The 19,761-nt window shown below is 34.9% G+C and carries 23 protein-coding genes, 1 tRNA gene and 1 pseudogene; 6 read left to right on the top strand and 19 right to left on the bottom strand.

What is annotated here, in order from left to right; translation table 11 throughout:
• Positions 1-160: 160 nt before the first annotated feature.
• The 6 genes and pseudogenes from CKF59_RS04810 to truB all read left to right on the top strand — a co-directional run bounded on the left by CKF59_RS04810 (position 161) and on the right by truB (position 6,217).
• Positions 161-237: transfer RNA gene (locus CKF59_RS04810), tRNA-Met, on the top strand.
• A 126-nt stretch (positions 238-363) separates the two neighbouring features.
• A complete protein-coding gene (gene rimP / locus CKF59_RS04805) occupies positions 364-903 on the top strand; it encodes a ribosome maturation factor RimP (RefSeq protein ID WP_119534835.1) in 540 nt (179 codons plus the stop codon).
• A gap of 24 nt (positions 904-927) precedes the next feature.
• Positions 928-2,499 (top strand): transcription termination factor NusA, encoded by a 1,572-nt coding sequence (nusA, locus tag CKF59_RS04800; RefSeq protein ID WP_119534834.1) that lies wholly within the window; start codon positions 928-930, stop codon positions 2,497-2,499.
• A gap of 5 nt (positions 2,500-2,504) precedes the next feature.
• Positions 2,505-4,754 (top strand): annotated as a pseudogene (infB, locus tag CKF59_RS04795) (translation initiation factor IF-2); the annotation flags it as partial.
• Between the two features lie 76 nt (positions 4,755-4,830).
• Entirely contained in the window at positions 4,831-5,190 is a 360-nt protein-coding gene (gene rbfA / locus CKF59_RS04790) for a 30S ribosome-binding factor RbfA (protein ID WP_222985589.1), read from the top strand.
• Between the two features lies 1 nt (position 5,191).
• Positions 5,192-6,217: a tRNA pseudouridine(55) synthase TruB gene (gene truB / locus CKF59_RS04785; protein WP_119534831.1), complete on the top strand. Its 1,026-nt coding sequence runs from the start codon at positions 5,192-5,194 to the stop codon at positions 6,215-6,217.
• Between the two features lie 31 nt (positions 6,218-6,248).
• Here truB and pgeF read toward each other — a convergent pair whose 3' ends face one another.
• The 19 genes from pgeF to alaS form a co-directional block, all read right to left on the bottom strand.
• Positions 6,249-7,094: a peptidoglycan editing factor PgeF gene (gene pgeF, locus CKF59_RS04780; RefSeq protein WP_119534830.1), complete on the bottom strand. Its 846-nt coding sequence runs from the start codon at positions 7,092-7,094 to the stop codon at positions 6,249-6,251.
• Positions 7,095-7,103: 9 nt separating this feature from the next.
• Positions 7,104-8,021: a 23S rRNA pseudouridine(1911/1915/1917) synthase RluD gene (rluD, locus tag CKF59_RS04775; protein ID WP_119534836.1), complete on the bottom strand. Its 918-nt coding sequence runs from the start codon at positions 8,019-8,021 to the stop codon at positions 7,104-7,106.
• 208 nt (positions 8,022-8,229) lie between these two features.
• Positions 8,230-8,934, bottom strand: coding sequence for a hypothetical protein (locus CKF59_RS04770; RefSeq protein ID WP_119534829.1), 705 nt, complete (start codon positions 8,932-8,934; stop codon positions 8,230-8,232).
• A gap of 204 nt (positions 8,935-9,138) precedes the next feature.
• A complete protein-coding gene (gene rpmJ, locus CKF59_RS04765) occupies positions 9,139-9,252 on the bottom strand; it encodes a 50S ribosomal protein L36 (protein ID WP_119496835.1) in 114 nt (37 codons plus the stop codon).
• 24 nt (positions 9,253-9,276) lie between these two features.
• Positions 9,277-10,605, bottom strand: a complete 1,329-nt coding sequence (secY, locus tag CKF59_RS04760; RefSeq protein ID WP_119534828.1) for a preprotein translocase subunit SecY — start codon at positions 10,603-10,605, stop codon at positions 9,277-9,279.
• A 76-nt stretch (positions 10,606-10,681) separates the two neighbouring features.
• Positions 10,682-11,158 carry a 50S ribosomal protein L15 gene (gene rplO / locus CKF59_RS04755; RefSeq protein WP_119534827.1) on the bottom strand — a complete coding sequence of 159 codons (477 nt, stop codon included), beginning with the start codon at positions 11,156-11,158 and terminating at the stop codon, positions 10,682-10,684.
• Positions 11,159-11,160: 2 nt separating this feature from the next.
• Entirely contained in the window at positions 11,161-11,343 is a 183-nt protein-coding gene (gene rpmD, locus CKF59_RS04750) for a 50S ribosomal protein L30 (protein ID WP_119496838.1), read from the bottom strand.
• Positions 11,344-11,349: 6 nt separating this feature from the next.
• On the bottom strand, positions 11,350-11,850 hold the full coding sequence (gene rpsE, locus CKF59_RS04745; RefSeq protein WP_119534826.1) for a 30S ribosomal protein S5: 501 nt from the start codon (positions 11,848-11,850) through the stop codon (positions 11,350-11,352).
• 15 nt (positions 11,851-11,865) lie between these two features.
• The gene (gene rplR / locus CKF59_RS04740; protein WP_119534825.1) at positions 11,866-12,219 is read right to left on the bottom strand and encodes a 50S ribosomal protein L18; all 354 of its coding nucleotides are present in this window, start codon (positions 12,217-12,219) and stop codon (positions 11,866-11,868) included.
• Between the two features lie 12 nt (positions 12,220-12,231).
• On the bottom strand, positions 12,232-12,768 hold the full coding sequence (rplF, locus tag CKF59_RS04735; protein WP_119534824.1) for a 50S ribosomal protein L6: 537 nt from the start codon (positions 12,766-12,768) through the stop codon (positions 12,232-12,234).
• A 16-nt stretch (positions 12,769-12,784) separates the two neighbouring features.
• Positions 12,785-13,177 (bottom strand): 30S ribosomal protein S8, encoded by a 393-nt coding sequence (gene rpsH, locus CKF59_RS04730; RefSeq protein ID WP_119534823.1) that lies wholly within the window; start codon positions 13,175-13,177, stop codon positions 12,785-12,787.
• A 43-nt stretch (positions 13,178-13,220) separates the two neighbouring features.
• The gene (gene rpsN, locus CKF59_RS04725; RefSeq protein WP_119534822.1) at positions 13,221-13,526 is read right to left on the bottom strand and encodes a 30S ribosomal protein S14; all 306 of its coding nucleotides are present in this window, start codon (positions 13,524-13,526) and stop codon (positions 13,221-13,223) included.
• Between the two features lie 9 nt (positions 13,527-13,535).
• Entirely contained in the window at positions 13,536-14,075 is a 540-nt protein-coding gene (rplE, locus tag CKF59_RS04720; RefSeq protein ID WP_119496844.1) for a 50S ribosomal protein L5, read from the bottom strand.
• A gap of 23 nt (positions 14,076-14,098) precedes the next feature.
• Positions 14,099-14,422: a 50S ribosomal protein L24 gene (gene rplX, locus CKF59_RS04715; RefSeq protein WP_119534821.1), complete on the bottom strand. Its 324-nt coding sequence runs from the start codon at positions 14,420-14,422 to the stop codon at positions 14,099-14,101.
• A gap of 11 nt (positions 14,423-14,433) precedes the next feature.
• Entirely contained in the window at positions 14,434-14,805 is a 372-nt protein-coding gene (rplN, locus tag CKF59_RS04710; protein WP_119496846.1) for a 50S ribosomal protein L14, read from the bottom strand.
• A gap of 295 nt (positions 14,806-15,100) precedes the next feature.
• Positions 15,101-16,000, bottom strand: coding sequence for a UTP--glucose-1-phosphate uridylyltransferase GalU (galU, locus tag CKF59_RS04705; RefSeq protein WP_119534820.1), 900 nt, complete (start codon positions 15,998-16,000; stop codon positions 15,101-15,103).
• 9 nt (positions 16,001-16,009) lie between these two features.
• Positions 16,010-17,392, bottom strand: a complete 1,383-nt coding sequence (locus CKF59_RS04700) for a phosphohexomutase domain-containing protein (protein WP_119534819.1) — start codon at positions 17,390-17,392, stop codon at positions 16,010-16,012.
• Between the two features lie 259 nt (positions 17,393-17,651).
• Complete coding sequence (locus CKF59_RS08090; protein ID WP_119534818.1) at positions 17,652-17,810, bottom strand: carbon storage regulator; 159 nt, start codon at positions 17,808-17,810, stop codon at positions 17,652-17,654.
• Between the two features lie 19 nt (positions 17,811-17,829).
• Positions 17,830-19,761: alanine--tRNA ligase (alaS, locus tag CKF59_RS04690; protein ID WP_119534817.1), on the bottom strand; the 1,932-nt coding region annotated here is incomplete at its 5' end.

Raw genomic sequence — 19,761 nt, 5'->3', positions numbered from 1 at the left:
AAACAACTAATTAAGAAATTAATTCATTTTTTTTGATAAAAACTATTGCATTTAATATTTTACTGATCTATAATAGTCAGCGTTGAGGAAAGACAGGAAACAAGAAAAAAGAAAAAATCTTTTAAGATTGTTTATCTGTACATCAGCAGCAAGGTTTTGTTGCGGGATGGAGCAGTCTGGTAGCTCGTCGGGCTCATAACCCGAAGGTCGTTGGTTCAAATCCAGCTCCCGCGTCCAATTTTCTCAAAAGGATATTCAGATTTTTCCTTTCTGAAAATATATTTTTCGAAAGGGCGGCTTAAATTAAGCTGCCCTTTTTGCTGATCTAAATTTATTTAAAATAAAATTTTTACCAAAAATAATATGGCATCTATTCAAGAGAATATTCAACAAATGATTCAACCTACCATTGAAAATTTAGGTTATGAATTATGGGGGGTGGTATTTAATAAAGGTAAACACCCAACTTTATTAGTATACATTGATAAAGAAGAGGGAATTGTAATTGAAGACTGTGAAGTGGTTTCAGATGCAATTAGTCCAATTCTAGATGTAGAAGATCCAATCGATTGTGAATATGATTTGGAAGTTTCATCACCAGGTCTAGATCGTCCTTTATTTACTTTAGAACAATTTTCTAAATATATTGGACAACCTGTACTAATCAACCTGCGTATGGCTCAACTTAATACCAAAAAAGTTAGTGGTATACTCTTAGAAGTAACTGAAAATACAGTAAAAGTTGATACTTCATATGTAAAACCTAAACCTGGGAAAAAAGCAAAGCCAGGCAAAGGGACTGCAAAAAACAAATCTACAACCTCTGATGATCAAGAAGTGATTGAAATCATGTTTACTAATATTCACAAAGCTAAACTTGATCCTGTAATTGATCTTTTCTAACTTAACCCAATTTGAGATAATTCTATGTCAACACAAAATAAAGAATTAGAGTTAGTAAAATGGGCGCGTGACATTGCTGAAAGACGCCACATTGACTTTAATAAAATTCTTGAAGCTATTGAAGAAGGCTTAGCTATTTCCGTACGTCGTAAATATGATGGAGAGCGTACATTTAAAATCAGTTTAGATCCTGAAACAGGTGATGCAACTATTTATCGTTTATGGAAAGTTGTAGAGGAAGTAAATGTACCTACACGTGAAATTAGTATTGAAGCAGCATTATTCGAAAACCCTAACTTAAAAGTAGGGGACTATATTGAAGATGTAGACGAGAATGAAGTAATTGAGTTAGATCGTATAGGTTATAATACTTTCCGTCAAATTATGACTTCAAAGGTTCGTAGTCTAGAAAATGAAAAAATCATTAAATCTTATGAACCTTATTTAGGAAAAATTGTAAAAGGTCGTGTACGTCAATCTAAAAATAACTCAGTGGTATTATCTTTCCCTGAATTAAATGTACGTCGTAATGACTTTATTGACAATGACGAAGCTGAACATAATTATGTTGAAGGGATTATTCGTCGTGAGGGATTAATTCCTGGTGATAGATTTAGAAATAACCAAGAAGTTAGTGCTCTTTTAGTTGCTTTAGAATCAGGTGATCCTAATAAGCAACAAATGATCTTATCACGTACCAGCCCTGATTTCTTACACGCTTTACTAAGAAGACAAGTACCAGAAATTCAAAATGGTATTATTGAAGTTGTAGATATAGTTCGCGAACCAGGTTTAAGAGCTAAGGTGGTTGTAAGAACTAACGACAAAAAACTAGACCTAATTGGTGCTTGTTTAGGAGTTAGAACTTCTCGTATAGCGCCAATTACTCGTGAATTACGTAATGAAAAAATCGATATAATTCCTTTCTCTGATGATTTTGTTACTTACATCCATAGCTTATTAACTCTTTCTCCAGATGAAGAAGCACAAATCATTATTGATGAAAAATCAAAAATGATTTCAGTAGCTGTTTCTCCAGAACAATTACCTATTGCTATTGGACAAAAAGGGGTAAATGTTCGTTTAGCAAATCAAATCTTAGGCTGGAAAATCCATGTTTACGATATTGAAACTTTTGCTAAAGAAAAAGAGGAAGAAGATCAAAAATTCATTAGTAATTTTGAAAATGATCTGCAAATTGATGAAGATACAGCACGTTTCCTTGTTGAACAAGGCTTTAAACATGTAGAAGAATTAGCAGCTGCAAGTATTGAAGAGCTAGAAGAACTCTTCGAAACTGAAGATGCAAAATTACTAAAAGATCGTGCAAATGAAAGAGTAAGAGAACTCTTAAATGCACAACAAGAACAAATAGAACAATCTGGCGTTGAAGATCGTCTAAGAAACCTTGAAGGAATGACTAATGACATTCTAATTAATTTAATTAGTCATGATATTAAATCTCTTGAAGATTTAGCGGACTTAGCTACAGATGAATTAATTTCATACATTAATGTGAGCGAAAATCTTGCAAATTCTTTAATTATGCAAGCTCGTCAGATCGTATGGTTTAATGAAGAGGAGACTGAAGCATAATGGCAAAAACTGAAATTAAACCTAAAAAACGTAGTACGGAAAACGTACAACATCGTAAAGATAGAAGTTTATCTCCAGAACAACTTTCTATCTTAGAACAACAAGCTAACGAAGCTAATATTGAAAAACAACGTCAAAAACGTCGTGAAGAAGAAAAGCAAGCGCAATTAGAACGTGAAGAGCGTGAAGAACAAGAGCGTATTGCTAAACTAGAACAAACAGCTAAGGCTAACTTAGAAAGATTAAATCGACAAAAAGCAGAAGATCGTAAACAACGTAAAAACGACGCTGCTAATAAAAATAAGAATAAAAAAGCTAGCTCTTTTAATTCACAAGAAGATAGTAACGATGATTACTCAAAATACTCTTCTAAATTCGCTAAAGATGCAGAAGCAGAAGAAGATCGTCGTTCAAGCAAAGCTGGTAAACGTCGTCAAAAAGGTGCAAAAAGTAAATTAAAACAAAGCTTTAATAAACCAGCAGCTCCTGTAATTAGAGATGTAATTATCGGTGAAACAATTACGGTTTCAGAGTTATCTAACCGTATGGCGGTAAAAGCAGCTGACGTTATTAAATTCTTCATGAAAATGGGTGAAATGGTTACTATTAACCAAGTTTTACCTCAAGAAACAGCAGCTTTTGCAGCTGAAGAAATGGGACATAAAGTTATTTTACGTAACGATAATGACCTAGAACAAGAATTATTAAACGAATCAACTGAAAACCAAAATCAAGGTAAAGAAATTACCCGTGCCCCTGTAGTTACCATTATGGGTCACGTAGACCACGGTAAAACTTCACTTCTTGACTATATCCGTAAAACCCGAGTTGCTTCTGGAGAAGCAGGTGGTATTACACAACATATAGGTGCTTACCACGTAACTCTACCATCGGGTCGTGAAATTACCTTCTTAGATACTCCTGGACACGCCGCTTTTACTAACATGCGTGCTCGTGGTGCTAAGGCAACAGATATAGTTGTACTTGTAGTGGCTGCTGATGATGGAGTAATGCCTCAAACTGTTGAAGCAATTCAACACGCAAGAGCAGCTAAAGTGCCAATTATTGTTGCAGTAAACAAAATCGATAAACCTGAAGCTAATCCTGAAAGAGTTCGTAATGAACTATTACAACATGGAGTGATTTCAGAAGAACTTGGTGGTGACGAAATTTTCGTTAATGTTTCTGCTAAAGCGGGAACTAACGTAGATGAGTTATTAGAAACTATTGCTCTTCAAGCTGAAGTTTTAGAATTAAAAGCAACTAAAGATGTTTTAGCATCAGGTGTTGTTATTGAATCTTTCTTAGACAAAGGTCGTGGTCCAGTAGCTACAGTTCTCGTACAAAACGGTACTTTACACAAAGGTGATATAGTTCTTTGTGGTTTAGAATATGGTAAAGTACGTGCTATGCGTAATGAACTAGGTAAAAATGTAGAAGAAGCTGGTCCTTCGATTCCAGTAGAAATTCTAGGTTTATCTGGCGTACCAAGTGCCGGTGATGAAGTTACGGTAGTAACTGATGAGCGTAAAGCTAGAGAAGTTTCTAACTACCGTCAAGGTAAATTTAAAGAGATTAAATTAGCACGTCAACAAAAAGCAAAACTCGAAAACCTATTTGCTAATTCAGATGATAATAAAGCAAGTGAACTTAACATAGTTCTTAAAGCAGACGTACAAGGTTCAGTAGAAGCTATCTCAGATGCATTACACAAACTTTCAACTGATGAAGTTAAAGTTAATATTATTGCTTCAGGTGTAGGTGGCATCTCTGAAACTGACGCTACCTTAGCTCTTGCTTCACAAGCAATTATTATTGGTTTCAACGTACGTGCTGACGCTGCTGCACGTAGTGTAATTGAACGTGAACACATAGATTTACGTTACTATAGTATTATCTATGATCTAATTAACGAAGTTAAAGCTGCTATGTCGGGTCTATTAGCACCTGAGTACAAACAACAAATTACAGGTATTGCAGAAGTTCGTGATGTCTTCCGTGCACCTAAATATGGTCAAATTGCAGGTTGTATGGTAACTGAAGGGGTAATTAAACGTAATAACCCTATCCGTGTACTTCGTGATAATGTTGTAATTTATGAAGGTCAATTAGAATCTTTACGTAGATTTAAAGACGACGTATCTGAAGTTCGTGCTGGTACTGAGTGTGGTATTGGGGTACGTAACTATAATGACGTACGTGTAGGTGACCAAATTGAAGTTTACGAAGAAATTCGTATTGAACGTCAAATTTAATGGCATGCTTGATTAACAATAAAAGTCCTAGTAACGCATGTTACTAGGATCTTTTTCGCTTAAGGATAAAACTTTTATGGCTAAAGCTTTTAAACGTTCTGATCGTGTTGCTTCAGAACTAAAACGTCAACTTTCAATTATTTTGCAACAAGAAGTTCATAATAAAAGTTTAGGCATGGTAATCGTTACGGATTTAGAAATTAGTCCTGATTTAATGTATGCTAAAGCTTTTATTTCATTCCTTAATACTGCAGAAAGTAATGAGCTAACACCTCAAGAAAAAATTGAAGTACTAAATAAACAAATTCCTTACTTCCGCAGTTTAATTGCAAAAGCAGTTAAATTAAGAGTTGTCCCAGAAATCAAATTCATCTATGATGACAGTGCTGATAAATTTGATCACATTAATCGAGTTTTAAAATCAGTAAAAAAATAGCATGAGTAAAAGAAGAGATCTTGATGGAGTATTATTATTTGATAAACCTCTAGAAGTAAGTTCAAATAATATTCTCCAACGTATAAAGTACTTATATCGTGCGAATAAAGCAGGACATACAGGAGCACTTGATCCTTTAGCTTCAGGGATGTTACCTATTTGCTTTGGTGAGAGTACTAAAATGGCTACCATGATGTTAGATTCTGATAAAGAATATGAGGTAACCATCCATTTTGGGGTAAGAACTAATACTTCAGATCGTGAAGGAGAAATAATTGCAACTAAAGAGGTTAATGTTGAATTAGCTCAAATTCAAACAATTATTGCTCAGCATTTTACAGGTGAAATCTTACAAAAACCAACCATTTGGTCAGCTCTTAAATACCAAGGAAAACCTTTATACGAATATGCTCGTAAAGGAATTGAAGTTCCGATTCCGACCCGCCCTATCAATATTTATGAAATTGAAATTCTCGCTTGGGAAAAGCCTTTTTTAACTTTAAGAGTATATTGTTCTAAAGGAACCTATATTCGTACCCTTGCAGATGACCTTGGAGAAATGCTAGGTTGTGGTGGACATGTTAGTGCCTTGAGACGCACAAAAATCGATGGCTTTAATAATTGTCAAATGGTTACAATTGAAACTCTAGAAGCTTTAGCAGCAAATCAAGAGTATCAAGCTTTAGACGAGTTACTTTTACCTTTAGAAGCTCCGGTATCTAGTTATCCAGCTCTAACTCTTAGTGATGCTCAACTCCTAAAATTATGCCTAGGCATGACCTTAATCTATGCTTTTGCTGAGCATCCTCAACGTCAAGAGTTTGATCAAATTGAACAATTATTCAGAATCTATCATCACGATTATGGGTTTATTGGTATGGGACATAATGTCGCAAAAAATAGACTTAGAGGTTATAGATTAAGATCTAATACTGAAAAAATTGCTCGAGAACTCAAAGCTAAAGGAGTTAACGTAAAAACCGCTGATAACGAACAAAAAGCTCTTATTAATACTCTAGATAAATAAAAGGTAGCAAAGGATTTTCCTTTGCTACCTTTTATTGTTCTATCCAAATCATCGTGGCAAATCTACCAGTAATTTTTTCTTTACGATAAGAGAAAAACCTTGAATCGGTTACTGTATCTATATTCGAGAAAAAGATATTCTTTTCTTTAACACCTAATTTTCTTAAAATAATCGAGACAATTTTTGGTAAATCTCCTAACCACTTGAATTCTTCTTCAGGATAAGGGATAAAGCAAGTGGCAAAATCTCGGTCTTTTTGACAAAATTCCATCACCACTTCAGAACCAACTATAAAAGAAGCCGGTCCTATTGCAGGTCCAATCCAAGCATAGAGGTCTTCATAATCTACACTTGTATTAACCTTAAAAGTTTGTACTGAATTTTCCACCACTCCTGCAACCACTCCACGCCAACCAGCATGTACAGCAGCCACTTGATCTTGTTCTTCAGTTGCCAACAACAGAGGGATACAATCGGCAGTTAAAATACAACAAACTTTATTTACCTGATCTGTATAGACAGCATCTACTTCAAAAAGCTTTAAAATATCACGTTCTTTATTCGTAATACTTTCATAACTAGGTAATTCTTTTAAGTAGTTATACTCTTTTAAAAGTTGCTCATGTACTGGAATTTCTAAGACATTTGCCCCACTAACTTGCGTTATCCATAAAGGATCTTCTGGTAGATTTAATTGCTCTTTTACTAAAGCTCGATTTTGTTTTACTAACTCTAACTCATCTCCCACATGAGAGGCTAAATTTAAACTAAAATAATTAGTATTACTTACTCCACCAAATCGGGTCGTAGTAAAAGCTTTAATCTTCTTGAGAGGCCAAGACGGCACAATTACATCTATACCATTTTCCTTTAACATATCCCTATCCTATTTGCTTCCTTGGTCACGATCTTGCTGAAGTAAGCTAATTAATTGCTCCATATCTTCAGGTAAAGGAACTTCCCAAGTCATGGTTTCACCTGTTGTTGGATGCTCGAGTGATAATTTTACCGCATGTAAAGCTTGGCGCTTAAACTCACGCATACAAGTAACTAATTCAGGTAAAGCATTTTTTGGTAAACGTATTTGCCCCCCATAAGTAATATCACCTAATAATGGATGACTTATATGAGACATGTGAACACGAATTTGGTGCGTTCTTCCTGTTTCTAAGCGTAAACGGATTCTTGTATAATTACGATAAGTTTCCATCACTCTAAACAGAGTAACCGCCGGTTTACCATTTTTATGATCAACGGCCATAGCTGTACGTTTTGTAGGATGACGTCCTATAGGTTCACGAATTGTTCCCCCTCTAGTCATTAAACCATAGGCTACTGCTTCATATTCACGAGTTACAGTTTTTGATTGTAATTGTTCTACTAGAGAAGTTTGTGCCCCTAGTGTTTTTGCAACTACCATTAAGCCTGTAGTATCTTTATCTAAACGATGAACAATACCAGCACGAGGGATTTTATTTAACTCAGGATAATGATATAAGAGAGCATTCATTAAAGTACCACGAGGGTTACCTGCTCCTGGATGTACCACTAAATCTTTTGGTTTATTAATTACTAAGATTTCTTCGTCCTCGTAGACTATATCTAAAGGAATATTTTCAGGCACTGAGGTTAATACTACTTGAATTTGCGCTTCAACTTCACAAAATTCATAGCCTGTAAGTAAATGGGCAGGGTCTGTAACTACCTCATGATCTAGTTTTACATGACCAGCTAAAATCCAATCTTTTATTTTTGTTCGTGAATATTCTTCTAAAACCGAAGCTATTCCTGCGTCTAAACGCATATTAAAATGATTTAAATCAAAATCAAATTCGTGGTGTTTTACTTCCACTTTATCTTCATATACAGGTGAATCTATACTCATAATTATGATCTAGAACTTAATCTAATCGAAAAAAGGGGTTAGTTATGCTAAATATATATTATATCAAGTTCAGTAAAAATTAAACAGAATAAAAGCAACCTAAATTTATAGGTTGCCTTTACTTGAACTATTGTTGTTCTGCAGGTTGTGCTTGATTAGAGATTTGTTGTTGTAATGCTTGGTAGCTAAAATTAGGTGCTGAAGCAATTTTATATAATGATTTTGTTAAATCACAAGTTGCTTTAAAGTTTGCATTCCAATTTACAATTTCATTTTCTACTTCTGTAGGGAATGGTAATGGATTACCATTTTCATCACGCACTTCTAATTTTTTGATTTCATCTAAATTAGCTTGATAGTTGTTATTAGTTTCACAACCATTGCTTAATTGACCTAATAGAGTAGTTAAATTTGCTTCACTTAAATCAAATGAATTATCTGGAAAATCTTTATTAAATGCAGTTTGATCATTTTGATATGCATTTACATAATCATTAAAACGAGCTTCAATTGTTGCTAAAACACGTAATTCTACATTTGCTCTTTGATCTTCAGGAGCTTCATTAACAATACGTGCAGAATTAGATAAATCATTTAATACATTAACAAATTTACCAGTTAAAGGTAAAGCTGCATTAAAGTCAAAATCTCTATTTGTATAACGACTAATAAATGCTTGCGTAGAATTAAAATCTTTTACATAATGATTTACTGCTGCTTGTTCAGTAGTCGCATTCTCTGTAGAAGCAGTTGTTGTCTCTTTATTACAAGCCACTAAAAGTACAGATCCAGTTAGGGCTGCAATCAGTCCTAAAGTTTTTACCATTTTCATATTTACTCCAACTAAATTACTAGCATGGAAAATTTAAAACCTATTAATAACTTAGTTATTATATAGTCAATATTTGTTATTTCAAGCTAAAAAAAGAAAAAACCAACTGTAAAACACAGTTGGTTTTTAATTGAATTTAAATATACCTTTAAGCCTATATAAGTCACTAAAGATACTTGATAAATTCTTCAACTAAAGTGTCGATTAACCTTGACGTTGTTTATGTTTAGGATCTGTACAAATTACACGAACCACACCGTGACGACGTACAATTTTACAGTTACGACACATGCATTTTACTGATGCACTTACTTTCATTTTAAACCTCTAAAGATTATTAAATTAACGCCAGTTTGAACGATACTTGTCAAGATTTGATTGTTTTAAAATTTTGCCAAATTTATTTGACATCATTTGTGATTGAACTTGACCAATAAAGTCCATTACAACTACAACTACGATCAGAATTGATGTTCCACCAAAACTAGAGTTATAGCTATAGAAGAAACGCATAAATTCAGGCGATAACGCAACTATTGCTAAATATAGACCACCTAATAAGGTTACACGAGTCATGATACGGTCTAATAATTTAGCGGTCTGCTCACCTGGACGATTTCCAGGAATAAACGCACCCGATTTCTTAAGCTGTTCAGCTGTATCTTTCGGATTATATTGTAAAGCAGTATAAAAGAATGCAAAGAAAATAATTAGCGCTGCTAATAAAACCATTTGTAAAGGTTGACCAGGATACAACATGTTACCAATAGTAGCCATGGTATCAAACTTAGCGCCAAGTCCAGTTACAAATGTCGTAATGAACGCAATTATTGATGATGCGAAGATTGCTGGAACTACCCCTGCCATATTCACTTTAAAAGGAATATAAGGAGGAGCTGATTGCTGATGACGACCACCAATCATTTGGTTACGTTGTGCGTACTGGATAACAATACGACGTTGAGAACGCTCAACAAATACAACTGCATAAATGATAATTAAAGTGATAGCAGCAATCATGAATAAAGTTAGTAAGCTGATACTTTCAGTACGAGCTTGTTCTAACGTACCCATTATAGCACCAGGAAGACCTGAAACGATACCAGCGAATACGATTAAAGAAATACCATTACCTATACCACGTTCAGTAATTTGTTCCCCTAACCACATTAGGAATAAAGAACCTACGGTTAAAGAAATAGACGCAGCTACTACGAAGCTAAAGTCGTGTACAGGAACAAGACCAGGGGCATATGAAGGTAAGGCTGTACTAATTACAGTTGACTGTAAAGCAGCAAGTACTAGGGTAAAATAACGCGTAATTTTTGAAATTTTACGACGTCCCATTTCTCCTTCTTTCTTAAGTTCAACTAAAGAAGGTAAAAATGTTGTTAATAGCTGTACCACAATCGATGCTGAAATATAAGGAGTAATCCCTAAGGCAAAAATTGAAGCACGTTGTAGAGCACCACCACTAAAAGTGTTCCAGAAATTTAAAGCTGAACCTGTATTTTCGGCAAAAGTCTGAGCTAATACTGAAGCATTTACCCCCGGTACAGGAATATAAGTACCAATACGGAAGACAATTAATGCCCCAAGTACTAACCACAGTTTTCTGCGTAGTTCTTGCATAGGTGTCAGCTGAGATCCTTGGTTACCTGGTTTAGACATAGCTCACCTTTAAATTAATATAGAAAAGAAGAACCTACCTGTAGCAGGCAGGTTCCTCCTCTCAAAAATGCATTTATTAAGCTTTTTCGTAAGAACCGCCAACAGCTTTAACCGCTTCTAAAGCAGAACCTGTAATGCGAATATCTACGTTTGAACCTGCTAGTTCATTGAACTTAATATTTACAGCTTTTGTTACTTTACCAGATAAAATAACTTTAACAAATTTAGTATTACGACGTAATAAACCTTCAGCTTTTAAGCTTTCTAAAGTTACATCAGTATTTACTACTTTGTCTAATTCACTTAGACGGATTTCTTCTGATACTAAAGCCTTACGTGATGTAAAACCAAATTTTGGTAAACGACGGTATAAAGGCATTTGACCACCTTCGAAACCACGACGAACACCGCCTGATTTACGAGCGTTTTGACCTTTGTGACCTTTACCTGATGTTTTACCAAGACCAGAACCAATACCACGACCTAAACGTTTAGGTGCAGTTTTAGAACCAGCTGCAGGGCTTAAAGTATTTAGAGTTAAACCATTTGACATTATTATAGCTCCTCAACTTTAACCATGTAGTAAACTTTGTTTACCATACCACGCACTGCTGGAGTATCTTCTAACTCAACTGAGTGACGGATTCTACGTAAACCTAACCCTTTTAAAGTAGCAATATGTTTAGGTAAACGACCAATTGAACTTTTTGTTTGGGTTACACGGATTTTTTTAGTCATCTTAAATTACCCCAAAATTTCTTCAACAGTTTTACCACGTTTAGCAGCAACTTGAGCTGGAGAGCTTACAGCTTCTAAAGCTTTAATTGTTGCACGAACCACATTACGTTTATTTGTAGAACCGTATGCTTTTGCTAATACGTTGTGAACGCCAGCTACTTCTAATACAGCACGCATCGCACCACCTGCGATAATCCCTGTACCTTCTGAAGCAGGTTGCATGTACACATTAGAACCTGTGTGAGAACCTTTTACTGGGTGGAATAACGTAGTACCATTTAATTCAACATAAATTAGGTTACGACGAGCTTGTTCCATAGCTTTTTGAATTGCAGCAGGAACTTCTTTTGCTTTACCATAACCAAAACCAACGCGACCTTTACCGTCGCCTACTACAGTTAGAGCAGCAAAACTAAATACACGACCACCTTTTACAGTTTTAGAAACACGGTAAACGTTAATTAGTTTTTCTTGCAGCTCGCCTGCTTTATTTTCTACATTCGCCATTTATTTTGACTCCAATTAGAATTTAAGACCAGCTTCACGAGCAGCGTCTGCTAATGCTTTTACACGACCGTGATATTTAAAACCTGAACGGTCAAATGCAATTTTGCCGTCGAAGTTATTAGCTAATAAACGTTCAGCTACAGTTTTACCGATGAAAGCTGCTGCTTCTACGTTACCAGTATATTTTAATTGAGATGCTAAAGCTTTTTCTACTGTTGAAGCAGTTGCTAATACTTTAGCTTCTGGTGAAATTACTTGCGCATAAATGTGGCGTGAAGTACGGAAAACTACTAAACGGTTCACACCAAGAGTTTGCAAGTGTTTACGTGTGCTAGTTGCACGACGAATTCTAGCAGATTTTTTATCCATGGTATTACCTTATTATTTTTTCTTAACTTCTCTAATGCGCACAACTTCGTCACTGTAACGAACACCGTGACCTTTGTAAGGTTCAGGTTTACGATAAGCGCGGATGATTGCAGCTTGTTGACCAACTAATTGTTTATCGATTGCTCTTAATACGATTTCTTGTTGGCTAGGACATTCAGCCGTAACACCTTCTGGTAGAATGTGTTCGATAGGGTGTGAATAACCTAAAGCTAAGCTAATTGTGTTTCCTTTAACTGAAGCACGGTAACCAACACCTTTTAATAATAAAGATCTTGTGAAACCTTCAGAAACACCTTTAACCATGTTATTGATTAATGCACGAGCAGTACCAGCTTGTTCTGAAGAAACACCTTCTTCACGACCAGCCCAGTCAAACGCTACAGCATTATCTACTACTGCTACAGAAACTTTTGAATTTACGTTTAACTCTAAAGAACCTTTAGGACCTTTAACAGTTACTAATTGACCGTTAACATTTACTTCAACGCCTGAAGGAATGCTAACTGGTGTTTTTGCTACACGAGACATTAGAACTCCTTAAATATTAAGCTACAAAGCAAATGATTTCACCGCCTAAGCCTTCTTTACGAGCTACGCGGTCAGTCATAACACCTTTAGAAGTAGACACGATTGCAATACCAAGTCCACCCATTACTGTAGGTAAAGCATCTTTACCTTTATAGATACGTAAACCAGGACGGCTCACACGTTTAATACTTTCAACAACAGCTTTGCCTTGGAAGTATTTTAATTTGATTGTTAATTCAGATTTTACTGAATCAGTTGTTTCATATGATTCAATGTAACCTTCTTCTTTAAGCACTTTGGCAATCGCCACTTTTAGCTTAGAAGATGGCAAAGTTACAGTTTCTTTTCTCGCAGCTTGACCGTTACGAATACGGGTTAACATATCTGCGATTGGATCTTGCATACTCATTTGCTTGTCTCCGATCTAAAATTTGTTAGTATAAAAGTGGAAATTACCAAGAAGCTTTACGAAGTCCTGGGATTTCACCGCTCATCGCTAATTCACGAATTTTTGTGCGGCTTAAACCGAATTTACGTTGGTAGCCACGAGGACGACCAGTAATAGCACAACGATTACGTTGACGACTTGGGCTTGAATCACGTGGTAATGTTTGTAATTTTAATACAGCATTCCAACGATCTTCATCAGATGTGCTTGGAGAACTAATCAGAGCTTTTAACTCTGCACGTTTCGCAGCATATTTGTTTGCTAATTTTGCACGTTTAACTTCACGTGCTTTCATTGATTGTTTTGCCATGGGTATACCTTACTTGCGGAATGGGAAGTTAAATGCTTCTAATAAAGCTAAACCTTCTTTATCATTTTTAGCAGTAGTTGTAATAGTGATATCTAAACCACGAAGACGATCGATTTTATCGTAATCGATTTCTGGGAAGATGATCTGTTCTTTGATACCCATGCTGTAGTTACCGCGTTTATCGAATGATTTAGCAGATAAACCACGGAAGTCACGGATACGTGGAATAGCGATGTTAACTAATTTATCTAAGAAGTCATACATACGTTCGCCACGTAAAGTAACTTTTGCACCGATAGGATAACCTTGACGGATTTTGAAGCCAGCAACAGATTTACGCGCTTTAGTCACTAAAGGTTTTTGACCAGAGATAGCTGTTAAGTCAGCCACTGCGTTTTCTAAGATTTTCTTATCTGAAATTGCTTCGCCCACACCCATGTTCAGGGTAATCTTCTCGATTCGAGGGACTTGCATGACAGATTTAAATCCGAATTGGCTCTGTAATTTGCTTACCACTTCATTTTTGTAGTAATCATGCAGTTTCGCCATCATTAACTCCAATGTTATTTAAATTATTTAATAGTTTCACCAGTAGATTTGAAGTAACGAACTTTTTTACCGTCTTCAAATCTAAAACCTACACGATCAGCTTTTTGTGTAGTTGGATTCCAAATTGCAACGTTTGAAGCATCAATAGGAGCTTCTTTGCTAGTACGACCACCTTCAATGTTTAATTGAGGATTTGGACGCTCGTGTTTAGTTACAAGGTTTAAACCTGCTACTAATAGTTTACCGTTAGGTAATACTTTAGTAACACGTCCACGTTGACCTTTACCAGCTTTTTCGCTACCTACTAGTAGTACTACTTCGTCGTTTGAACGAATTTTATTAGCCATTTAAACTCTCCTTATAGTACTTCCGGTGCTAGTGAAATAATTTTCATGAATTTTTCTGAACGTAATTCACGAGTTACTGGTCCGAAAATACGAGTACCGATTGGCTGCTCAGTGTTGTTATTTAAGATAACACATGCGTTACCGTCAAAACGAACTACAGAACCGTCTGGACGACGAACGCCTTTCTTAGTGCGCACAACCACAGCTTTTAAAACATCACCTTTTTTAACTTTACCACGAGGAATTGCTTCTTTCACAGTAACTTTGATGATATCACCTACAGCTGCATATCTACGGTGTGAGCCACCTAGAACCTTGATACACATTACGCGACGTGCACCTGAGTTATCAGCTACTGTCAGCATACTTTGTGTTTGGATCATCTTATTATGCTCCGCTATTTAATTATAATGTAATAAAAACCAATTCTATTAAATTAAAGACATAAAATAAAGCCTTGTTAGCTTATTGCACACAAAGCTTATTATTAATTTACTTCACTTTAATCTAATAAATTGAACGTATTAATAATATAGGTCATTGGACTCATAGCCCCAATGGTCATTCTTTTTTTTAATATAAAAATGACTTGCCTATTATATCATGATTAAAACATACTTGCAAGGCTTAAATGCATAAATCTGCTATAACTTGTCAGTTATAGCAGATTATCCTAGCTTATTCTAAATTATACTTTTTCATGATATTTGATAAAGCTTCTTTTATCTCCTTACCATGAGCTTTATTTTGTAAAGCATATTCAACAAATGCTTCAAAATATCCTACTTTAGAACCACAGTCAAAACTTTCTCCTTGCATAAGATAAGCTTCAACCTCTTTCTTTTCAATTAACATATCAATTGCATCTGATAATTGAATTTCACCACCTACACCTAAAGGTGTTTTTTCAATTAGAGGCCATATGTCTTTATCAAATACATAACGACCCACAACTGATAAATTTGATGGAGCGTCTTCAACCGATGGTTTTTCCACAATACGTTGAATTTTTCCTGATCCCTCTTTTGCAAAGAGTTCATTATCAGCTACTTGCACTATACCATAGTTTACTACATCTTCTTGAGGTACTGGTGCAACTAAAATCTGAGATTTACCAGTTTCTTCAAAACGACGAATCATTTCAGCAAGATTTACCGATTTTTGATTTGCAGTAAAATGAGCAAGTAATACATCTGGAAGCACCACTGCAAAAGGCTCATTACCAATTATTGGTCTTGCACATGAAATAGCATGCCCTAAACCTAAAGCATTACCTTGACGTACATGGATTAAAGTTACACCAGGAGGAGTAATGCTTCTAACCTCATCTAGTAATTGTCTTTTTACACGTTTTTCTAAAGTATGCTCTAATTCAAACTGTGTATCAAAGTGGTTTTCAATCGCTGTTTTTGAAGAGTGAGTTACTAATACTACTTCTTTAATACCAGCAGCCGCACACTCATCAACAATATATTGAATCATTGGGCGGTCAAAAATATTTAACATCTCTTTTGGTATTACTTTTGTAGCAGGTAACATTCTTGTTCCTAGACCAGCTACAGGAATAACAACTTTCATTATAACTTCCTATTTTTCTTGTATTACTTCACTAATTAAAGCAACTTTTTCATTAACTAAATCACGATTACCTTTTGCTTCTACATTTAATCTTAGTAGAGGCTCGGTATTTGAAGTACGGATATTAAAACGCCAAGTACCAAAGTCATAACTTAAACCATCAATGGTACTTACTTCTTTTTCTTGATTAGCAAATAACTCTTTTACTCTCGAAATGGCAGCTTGAGCGTCACTAACTTTAAAGTTCATTTCATCTGAACAAGGGAACTCTTCTCTCATCTTTTGTACAAACTCAGATAAATTTAATTGCGTTTTTTGTACAAGTTCTACAATTAAGAGCCAAGGAATCATTCCAGAATCACAGTAGAAATAATCTCTAAAATAATGGTGTGCAGATAGTTCTCCACCGTAAACCGCTTGATGCTCTCTCATTTTATGTTTAATAAAACTATGACCCGATTTAGAGATAACAGCATTACCACCATTTTCTTTAATTACTTGTTCACTATTCCAAAGTAAACGAGGCTCATAAACAATTGAAGCTCCTGGATTTTTATCTAAGAATGCCTTAGCTAATAAACCACAGATATAATAGCCTTCAATAAAGTTACCTTTTTCATCAAAGAAAAAGCAACGGTCAAAATCACCATCAAAAGCTATACCTATATCAGCTTTTTCTTCTAACACTTTTTGTGCCGTGATTTCTCTATTTTCTACTAATAGTGGATTAGGAATCCCATTCGGGAAATTTCCATCAGCTTCAGGGAATAAATAAGCAAACTCTAAATTAGCATGATGTTGCTTCATTATTCCTTCGATATACTTAACTGTAGCTCCAGCAGCCCCATTACCTATATTAAATAGCAATTTTAATTTACGATCACGTTTAAAACCATCAAGATCTACAAAACTTAAAAGTTTAGATACATAGTTTGGACGTAGATTTTCTTCAGTAACCTTTCCTGGAATAGGTGCTGGAGTAAAATTATCTGCTTCAATTAATTCTTGAATCTCACGAAGTCCCGTTTCTAAAGATAAAGGTACTGAGTTTTTTCCAACGATTTTTAAACCATTGTAATCTTTAGGGTTATGAGAGGCAGTAACTTGAACTCCTCCATCTGCATTTAAAAAACTTGTTGCAAAATATACTTCTTCAGTTCCAGTTTGCCCAATATCAATAACATCACACCCCATTTCTGTTAAACCTTTTGCAATTAAAGATTTAAACTTAGGTGAAGTTAAACGTATATCACAACCAACCACAAAGGTTTTTGCTTTGAGATAAACCGCTAAAGCACGACCTATGTTATATACGAGTTCGTCTGATAACTCCTCGCCAATTTTTCCACGAATATCGTATGCTTTAAAGCAATTAAAATTATATTTTGTCATTCTATGCACTCAAAGTTTTAGTTAGTTTACAAATAAAGTTACTTTATCTAACTCCATTTGCCTAGATAGATACTATTTTCCGCTCTCATTATAACAAAAAACCAAATTTATAAAGCAAAAACCCAGTTTAAATTTGATTTTTTGGTCAAATTACCACTTTTAATTGCATTTTTGATAAATTAGGATCAATTAAAGAGCAAACTCTCTAACTAAAGTAAATAAGTTAAAAGCCTAGTGCGTCTACACTAGGCTTTTAAGATTATTTTTTATCATCATTAACTATAGTAACCAAATTGTTATTAGGCGATGAAACAACAATATTGACACTATTTGATGAAACTTTAGCGACAACAATTTCAATATCTGAATTAATTCGAATTCGCTGTCCTACTTTCCGCTTAATTAACAATTTAGTCATATAATCTCTTGTTTGATAATTATAATTGAGCTTTAACTTCTTCTTTTAATTTTGCTAACTCTTCAACTAGATGATCATAATCATTAAATGATCCCATCGCTTGATCTGCTTTACCGCCACCTTTACCACCTAGTTTAGTAGCTAACTCACGTACCATAGTACCTGCATTAAATTTATCAGTTAAACCTTTTATTGATACTAGTAAGTTTCCAGCACCTTCTTTGTTAACATTAGCTAAAACAAAGATGCCTTTTTCTTTTACACGATTTGCTAATTCAAACGCAATAGTTTTTAAAGATTTTACATCTAGATCATCTAATTTAACAAATACTAAATTAGCTTCTCCAACAACTTCACTATTTACTAAAAGAGCATCAACTTTTTGTAAAGCTAACTCTTCTTTCATAGAGTTAATGTATTTCTCTAAATCTTTAACTCTTGCTTGGTTTGCTGTAATCGCACTTGCTAATTCTGCTTTAGGTTTTGCTGCTAATTCAGATAGCTCTCTTAAAAGAATAGCATCACGTTGCATATATTGCACCGCTAAATCACCAGCTACATACTCTAAACGACGTACGCCTGCAGAAATACCTGAATCAGAAAGAAGTTTAAATAAACCAATTTCACCTGTTGAAGCTACATGTAAACCACCACATAACTCAATAGACCATTCAGACATCATTACTACACGAACACGATCACCGTATTTCTCGGTGAATAAAGCTTGAGCACCTAAAGCTTTAGCTTCATCCATAGACATTTCTTTAATTTCCACTGGATGATTTGCACGTATGTGATCATTTACTAAGCGTTCAATCTCAAGCATTTGCGTTAAAGATATAGCTTCTGGATGACTAATATCAAAACGTGAAACGCCAAAAGTATTTAATGAACCTTTTTGATGTACATGCTCACCTAGCACTTGTCTTACAGCTGCGTGTAATAAGTGGGTTACTGAGTGATGTAAAACTACCGCTTTACGTCTTTGAGCATCTACAACTAGCTCAACTTGATCTCCTACTTTTACTTCACCAGCAGCTACTTTACCATGATGACCTAAAGCAAGAGCATATTTCTGGGTGTCAGTAACATCAAAAATTAATTGTTCACTCTTGATTGTTCCCGTGTCCCCAACTTGACCACCAGATTCACCATAGAATGGAGAAATATTAGTAATTATCACCGCTTCATCACCAGAAGAAACAGAATCTACTAACTTATCTCCTTGATAAATAGCGGTTACAGTTGCTGTAGCTTCTAAAGAATTATTGTTATAAAAATCATACTCAGTTACTAAATCTGTTTTTATAACTTCTCCATAGTTTACGCTAAATTTACTGTTAGCCTTAGCTAGTTTTCTTTGCTCTTCCATCTTAGCTTCAAAGCCAGCTACATCTACTTCTAACCCTTTTTCTTTACAAATATCAATAGTTAGATCTAGAGGGAAACCGTAAGTATCTAAGAGGGTAAACGCAACTTCACCTGGAATAGTATTTTTACCTTGTTCTCTTAAAGTATCGATTTCTGTATTTAAGAGATTAATTCCACGTTCAATCGTACGAGCAAATTGCTCTTCTTCTAATCTTAGAATTTTCGCAATGAACTCTTTTTTCGCTGTTGTATCTAAGTATTGAGCTGCATCTTCCATAACCTTAATAACATCGTCTACAAGTTTATAGAAGAAAGTACCTCTAACTCCTAAAAGATAACCATGACGAATTGCACGACGAATAATACGTCTTAGCACATAACCTCTACCTTCATTTGATGGAATTACTCCATCTCCAATTAAGAAAGTACAAGATCTAATATGGTCTGCAATAACATTTAAAGAGTGACGTGTTTCCTTATTAATTTCAACTCCAGTTAACTCGGCTGCACGTTTAATAAGATGTTTAAATACATCTATATCATAGTTAGAGTTAACATGTTGTTTAATTGCAGCTACACG

This window comes from Psittacicella gerlachiana (genome assembly GCF_003585965.1).
Lineage (GTDB): Bacteria > Pseudomonadota > Gammaproteobacteria > Enterobacterales > Psittacicellaceae > Psittacicella > Psittacicella gerlachiana.
Note: the sequence above shows the minus strand (reverse complement) of the source record. Positions and strands in the feature narration are given on the sequence as shown.

Bases quoted from the DNA above. Each gene is read 5' to 3' on its own strand.
- rplF (WP_119534824.1), bottom strand. From the start codon at position 12,768: ATGTCTCGTGTAGCAAAAACACCAGTTAGCATTCCTTCAGGCGTTGAA.
- CKF59_RS04700 (WP_119534819.1), bottom strand. From the start codon at position 17,392: ATGACAAAATATAATTTTAATTGCTTTAAAGCATACGATATTCGTGGA.
- nusA (WP_119534834.1), top strand. From the start codon at position 928: ATGTCAACACAAAATAAAGAATTAGAGTTAGTAAAATGGGCGCGTGAC.
- rpmJ (WP_119496835.1), bottom strand. From the start codon at position 9,252: ATGAAAGTAAGTGCATCAGTAAAATGCATGTGTCGTAACTGTAAAATT.
- rplE (WP_119496844.1), bottom strand. From the start codon at position 14,075: ATGGCGAAACTGCATGATTACTACAAAAATGAAGTGGTAAGCAAATTA.
- rpmD (WP_119496838.1), bottom strand. From the start codon at position 11,343: ATGACTAAAAAAATCCGTGTAACCCAAACAAAAAGTTCAATTGGTCGT.
- truB (WP_119534831.1), top strand. From the start codon at position 5,192: ATGAGTAAAAGAAGAGATCTTGATGGAGTATTATTATTTGATAAACCT.
- CKF59_RS04770 (WP_119534829.1), bottom strand. From the start codon at position 8,934: ATGAAAATGGTAAAAACTTTAGGACTGATTGCAGCCCTAACTGGATCT.
- CKF59_RS08090 (WP_119534818.1), bottom strand. From the start codon at position 17,810: ATGACTAAATTGTTAATTAAGCGGAAAGTAGGACAGCGAATTCGAATT.
- rbfA (WP_222985589.1), top strand. From the start codon at position 4,831: ATGGCTAAAGCTTTTAAACGTTCTGATCGTGTTGCTTCAGAACTAAAA.
- rpsN (WP_119534822.1), bottom strand. From the start codon at position 13,526: ATGGCAAAACAATCAATGAAAGCACGTGAAGTTAAACGTGCAAAATTA.
- rpsH (WP_119534823.1), bottom strand. From the start codon at position 13,177: ATGAGTATGCAAGATCCAATCGCAGATATGTTAACCCGTATTCGTAAC.
- rpsE (WP_119534826.1), bottom strand. From the start codon at position 11,850: ATGGCGAATGTAGAAAATAAAGCAGGCGAGCTGCAAGAAAAACTAATT.
- rluD (WP_119534836.1), bottom strand. From the start codon at position 8,021: ATGCGTTTAGACGCAGGAATAGCTTCGGTTTTAGAAGAATATTCACGA.
- rplR (WP_119534825.1), bottom strand. From the start codon at position 12,219: ATGGATAAAAAATCTGCTAGAATTCGTCGTGCAACTAGCACACGTAAA.
- secY (WP_119534828.1), bottom strand. From the start codon at position 10,605: ATGTCTAAACCAGGTAACCAAGGATCTCAGCTGACACCTATGCAAGAA.
- rplN (WP_119496846.1), bottom strand. From the start codon at position 14,805: ATGATCCAAACACAAAGTATGCTGACAGTAGCTGATAACTCAGGTGCA.
- rplX (WP_119534821.1), bottom strand. From the start codon at position 14,422: ATGGCTAATAAAATTCGTTCAAACGACGAAGTAGTACTACTAGTAGGT.
- rplO (WP_119534827.1), bottom strand. From the start codon at position 11,158: ATGTCAAATGGTTTAACTCTAAATACTTTAAGCCCTGCAGCTGGTTCT.
- rimP (WP_119534835.1), top strand. From the start codon at position 364: ATGGCATCTATTCAAGAGAATATTCAACAAATGATTCAACCTACCATT.
- pgeF (WP_119534830.1), bottom strand. From the start codon at position 7,094: ATGTTAAAGGAAAATGGTATAGATGTAATTGTGCCGTCTTGGCCTCTC.
- galU (WP_119534820.1), bottom strand. From the start codon at position 16,000: ATGAAAGTTGTTATTCCTGTAGCTGGTCTAGGAACAAGAATGTTACCT.